Genomic DNA, 5,570 nt, shown 5'->3' on the forward strand with positions numbered 1-5,570 from the left:
TGTGAATGGGTTTTTTGTTCTTCCCTGATGGGGAAGTTGTGCACGCTGGCGATAATGCCTGGCGACGACCTACTCTTCCAACGCTTGAGCGTTAGTACCATTGGCGCGGACAGGTTTCACGGCCGAGTTCGAGATGGGATCGGGTGGGTCACTGTTGCTATGGTCACCAAGCAATATGGCCAGCGTGCTGCAGCGAGCATGAGGCATGGGGTCGTTGTCCCTTGCCCTGCCAAGGTTACCCCTGGCGGCTTGCTGTGCGGTGTTTTTTAATCAGATGTTGTGAACGGCTGTGACGATTGTCCGCCTTCACGATGCGCTGCTTGTCTGGGGTTTAGACCAGAACCTTGTGCAGGCCTCTTAGTGATGGTGGGGTTCATCAAGCATGAACAGAGTGATTAGGACCGGTTAGCTCCATGCGTTACCGCACTTCCACACCCGGCCTATCAACGTGATGGTCTATCACGACTCGAAGATACCTTATCTTGAGGGAGGCTTCCCGCTTAGATGCTTTCAGCGGTTATCCCGTCCATGCATAGCTACCCTGCTGCGCTCCTGGCGGAACGACAGGTACACCAGAGGCATGTTCACCCCGGTCCTCTCGTACTAGGGGCAACTCCTCTCAAGTATCGACGCCCACGGCAGATAGGGACCAAACTGTCTCGCGACGTTCTGAACCCAGCTCACGTACCACTTTAATTGGCGAACAGCCAAACCCTTGGGACCTGCTCCAGCCCCAGGATGTGATGAGCCGACATCGAGGTGCCAAACGATTCCGTCGATATGAGCTCTTGGGAATCATCAGCCTGTTATCCCCGGCGTACCTTTTATCCGTTGAGCGATGGCCCTTCCACGAGGGACCACCGGATCACTATGACCGACTTTCGTCTCTGCTCGATTCGTCAATCTCGCAGTCAGGCAGGCTTATGCCATTGCACTCTAACAGCCGGTTTCCAACCGGCCTGAGCCTACCATCGCGCGCCTCCGTTACTCTTTAGGAGGCGACCGCCCCAGTCAAACTACCCGCCACAGAGGGTCCCCGAACCGGCTAACGGTCCTGGGTTAGACATCAGAAAACAACAGGGTGGTATTTCACCTATGGCTCCACGTCAGCTGGCGCCGACGCTTCAAAGCCTCCCACCTATGCTACACAATTCTTTCCTAATGCCACTCTGAAGCTGCAGTAAAGGTGCACGGGGTCTTTCCGTCTAACCGCGGGTACTCCGCATCTTCACGGAGAATTCAATTTCGCTGAGCATATCCTGGAGACAGTGGGGAAGTCGTTACGCCATTCGTGCAGGTCGGAACTTACCCGACAAGGAATTTCGCTACCTTAGGACCGTTATAGTTACGGCCGCCGTTTACCGGGGCTTCAATTCGGAGCTTGCACTCCTCCTCTTAACCTTCCGGCACCGGGCAGGCGTCAGACCCTATACGTCGTCTTGAAGCCGACTTAGCAGAGTCCTGTGTTTTTGCTAAACAGTCGCTACCCCCTGGCCTGTGCCCCCCACAAGTGCTTGCGCATATATGGGGCCTCCTTCTTCCGAAGGTACGGAGGCAATTTGCCGAGTTCCTTCAGGATACTTCTCTCAAGCGCCTTGGTATACTCTACCTGACCACCTGTGTCGGTTTCGGGTACGGTCTATACGGTGGGGCTATTTCCTGGAACCTCTTCAAAGCCTGACCAATCCAATAAGGCCAGACAATACACGAGATCCGTCACACACCACCAGGCCCACGAATATTAACGTGGTTCCCATCGACTACCCCCTTCGGGCTCGTCTTAGGGGCCGGCTCACCCTGCTCAGATTAGCTTTAAGCAGGAACCCTTGGTCTTTCGGCGAGAGGGCATCTCACCCTCTTTATCGCTACTCATGTCAGCATTCGCACTTCCGATACCTCCACGACCCATTACCAGATCGCTTCAACGGCCTACGGAACGCTCCGCTACCGCGTGGTTCAAAGAACCACACCCTAAGCTTCGGTGCACGTCTTGAGCCCCGTTACATCTTCGCCGCAGGAACCCTTGTTTAGACCAGTGAGCTGTTACGCTTTCTTTAAAGGATGGCTGCTTCTAAGCCAACCTCCTGGTTGTTTTGGGATTCCCACATGCTTTCCCACTTAGACGTGACTTGGGGACCTTAGCTGTAGGTTAGGGCTGTTTCCCTTTTGACGACGGACCTTAGCACCCGCCGTCTGTCTGCCGGATAAGACTCGTTGGTATTCGGAGTTTGGTTAGTATTGGTAGATCTCGCGACCCCCGCAACCATCCAGTGCTCTACCCCCAACGGCATAAATCCGACGCTCTACCTCAATAGATTTCGCGGAGAACCAGCTATTTCCCGGTTTGATTGGCCTTTCACCCCTAAACACAACTCATCCGACAATTTTTCAACATTGAACGGTTCGGCCCTCCAGTGCGTGTTACCGCACCTTCAGCCTGGTCATGCCTAGATCACCGGGTTTCGGGTCTAATGCATCATACTCTGGCGCCCTATTCAGACTCGCTTTCGCTGCGCCTACACCTAACGGCTTAAGCTCGCATGATACATTAAGTCACTGACCCATTATGCAAGAGGTACGCAGTCACTCCTCAAGGAAGCTCCTACTGCTTGTAAGCATTCGGTTTCAGGTACTGTTTCACTCCCCTCATCGGGGTGCTTTTCACCTTTCCCTCACGGTACTGGTTCGCTATCGGTCATGTACGAGTATTTAGGCTTGGAGGGTGGTCCCCCCATGTTCAGACAGGATTTCACGTGTCCCGCCCTACTCGAGTCCTGTCTCCTCACTTTTGCATACGGGGCTGTCACCCGCTATGGCCACTCTTTCCAAAGTGTTCTGCTAATTTAGAGACAGGCACTGGCCTGGTCCGCGTTCGCTCGCCACTACTAACGGAATCTCGGTTGATGTCTTTTCCTCCAGGTACTGAGATGTTTCAGTTCCCCGGGTTCGCTTCACCAAAGCTATTTTATTCACTAAGGTGATACCTTATCCACCTCACTCACTCACTGCTCAACCAGTTACCTGATTTCTCAGCAAACGAGAGAAATGGTGAAGGTGGGTTTCCCCATTCGGAAATCGCCGGATCAAAGTTTGCTCACAACTCCCCGACGCTTATCGCAGCGTGCCACGTCCTTCTTCGCCTGTACATGCCAAGGCATCCACCAAATGCTCTTACCTCACGCTTGAGAACCCACACCATCAATAACAGGCCTGCATAAAGCCTGCATCGTTCTAGGCGTAGGACAATAATCTCAGCCAGATTTACAACATCTGTAGTAACACGTCTGCATTCCGGTTCTTCAGCACCGAGGCGACCCCCGGCAATCAGAACCAACAGCGTGTCACCGCGTCGATTAAAAAACCCATTCACAATGTCAAAGAAGCGGGCAAATCCCGCGTGCCATCCGCCCGAAGGCGCATGGAAGAAACGTTCTCTTCATCTTTAAATGGAAACCCACAAAAGTGGTGGAGCCTATCGGGATCGAACCGATGACCTGATGCTTGCAAAGCAACCGCTCTCCCAGCTGAGCTAAGGCCCCGCCAGATGATGCTGCTGCCAAGATGGTGGGCCGAGCAAGAGTTGAACTTGCGACCTCACGCTTATCAGGCGTGCGCTCTAACCACCTGAGCTACCGGCCCATCCTGGCGCCAGCACTGACCACAAGGCCAGCGGCTCACGAGCCAGAAGGCAGATGGCCAACTCAGGCAGTCAGCAAAACCGCTTCAAGCGCCAACCGGTCAAACCGAGGCGCGAAGCCAGCCTTGCTGGTTTCCATAAAGATGAAGGGACATGAGGACGACGGCAATGTTCTTAGAATTGAGCGAAGCTCTTTCCCCGTCTAGCAGGGACGCTTTCGTTCAAATCCTTAGAAAGGAGGTGATCCAGCCGCAGGTTCCCCTACGGCTACCTTGTTACGACTTCACCCCAGTCGCTAAACCCACTGTGGTCGCCTGCCTCCCTTGCGGGTTAGCTCAACGCCTTCGAGTGAATCCAACTCCCATGGTGTGACGGGCGGTGTGTACAAGGCCTGGGAACGTATTCACCGCGGCATGCTGATCCGCGATTACTAGCGATTCCGCCTTCATGCTCTCGAGTTGCAGAGAACAATCCGAACTGAGACGGCTTTTGGAGATTAGCTCACACTCGCGTGCTTGCTGCCCACTGTCACCGCCATTGTAGCACGTGTGTAGCCCAGCGTGTAAGGGCCATGAGGACTTGACGTCATCCCCACCTTCCTCCGGCTTATCACCGGCGGTTTCCTTAGAGTGCCCAACTGAATGATGGCAACTAAGGACGAGGGTTGCGCTCGTTGCGGGACTTAACCCAACATCTCACGACACGAGCTGACGACAGCCATGCAGCACCTGTCACTCATCCAGCCGAACTGAAGAAATCCATCTCTGGAAATCGCGATGAGGATGTCAAACGCTGGTAAGGTTCTGCGCGTTGCTTCGAATTAAACCACATGCTCCACCGCTTGTGCAGGCCCCCGTCAATTCCTTTGAGTTTTAATCTTGCGACCGTACTCCCCAGGCGGATAACTTAATGCGTTAGCTGCGCCACCCAAGCACCATGTGCCCGGACAGCTAGTTATCATCGTTTACGGCGTGGACTACCAGGGTATCTAATCCTGTTTGCTCCCCACGCTTTCGCACCTCAGCGTCAATACTTGTCCAGCGGGCCGCCTTCGCCACTGGTGTTCTTCCGAATATCTACGAATTTCACCTCTACACTCGGAATTCCACCCGCCTCTCCAAGATTCTAGTACACTAGTTTCAAGGGCAGTTCCGGAGTTGAGCTCCGGGCTTTCACCCCTGACTTGATGTACCGCCTACGTGCGCTTTACGCCCAGTAATTCCGAACAACGCTAGCTCCCTCCGTATTACCGCGGCTGCTGGCACGGAGTTAGCCGGAGCTTATTCTCCAGGTACTGTCATTATCATCCCTGGTAAAAGAGCTTTACAACCCTAAGGCCTTCATCACTCACGCGGCATTGCTGGATCAGGCTTTCGCCCATTGTCCAATATTCCCCACTGCTGCCTCCCGTAGGAGTCTGGGCCGTGTCTCAGTCCCAGTGTGGCTGATCATCCTCTCAGACCAGCTAAGGATCGTCGGCTTGGTAGGCCTTTACCCCACCAACTACCTAATCCTACGCGGGCTCATCCTTTGCCGATAAATCTTTGGTCTTGCGACATCATCCGGTATTAGCAGTCATTTCTAACTGTTATTCCGAAGCAAAGGGCAGATTCCCACGCGTTACGCACCCGTGCGCCACTAGACCCGAAGGTCTCGTTCGACTTGCATGTGTTAGGCATGCCGCCAGCGTTCGTTCTGAGCCAGGATCAAACTCTCAAGTTATGTCACAAACATGCTTGGCCCACCTCAAAGAGGTAGCAACCAACCACGCTTGAACTTCAGGAGCCGATGCCTGCATTTGTCAAACGTAATGGATACGAAGGACATATGTAACATCGGCTTGATTTAAACTACGTCATCGAGCCCGAAGCTCCCAAGACGCAGACGCCGTCGTCCACATGTCCCTTCATCATAATCAACTATGTCAAAGAAC

2 tRNA genes and 3 rRNA genes are annotated in these 5,570 nt (G+C 53.8%); all 5 read right to left on the bottom strand.

The features are described 5' to 3' along the window. Nucleotides 1–56 precede the first annotated feature (56 nt). Nucleotides 57–171 (bottom strand): 5S ribosomal RNA (gene rrf, locus SR3_RS29905). Between the two features lie 204 nt (nt 172–375). After that, nucleotides 376–3,185, bottom strand: a 23S ribosomal RNA gene (locus SR3_RS29910). Nucleotides 3,186–3,463: 278 nt separating this feature from the next. After that, nucleotides 3,464–3,539, bottom strand: a tRNA-Ala gene (locus tag SR3_RS29915). Between the two features lie 23 nt (nt 3,540–3,562). Further along, nucleotides 3,563–3,639, bottom strand: a tRNA-Ile gene (locus tag SR3_RS29920). Between the two features lie 231 nt (nt 3,640–3,870). Beyond that, nucleotides 3,871–5,359: ribosomal RNA gene (locus SR3_RS29925) — 16S ribosomal RNA — on the bottom strand. Together the 16S, 23S and 5S rRNA genes with 2 tRNA genes alongside form the textbook arrangement of a ribosomal RNA operon. Between the last annotated feature and the right edge of the window lie 211 nt (nt 5,360–5,570).

This window comes from Novosphingobium rosa NBRC 15208, from assembly GCF_001598555.1.
Taxonomy (GTDB): domain Bacteria; phylum Pseudomonadota; class Alphaproteobacteria; order Sphingomonadales; family Sphingomonadaceae; genus Novosphingobium; species Novosphingobium rosa.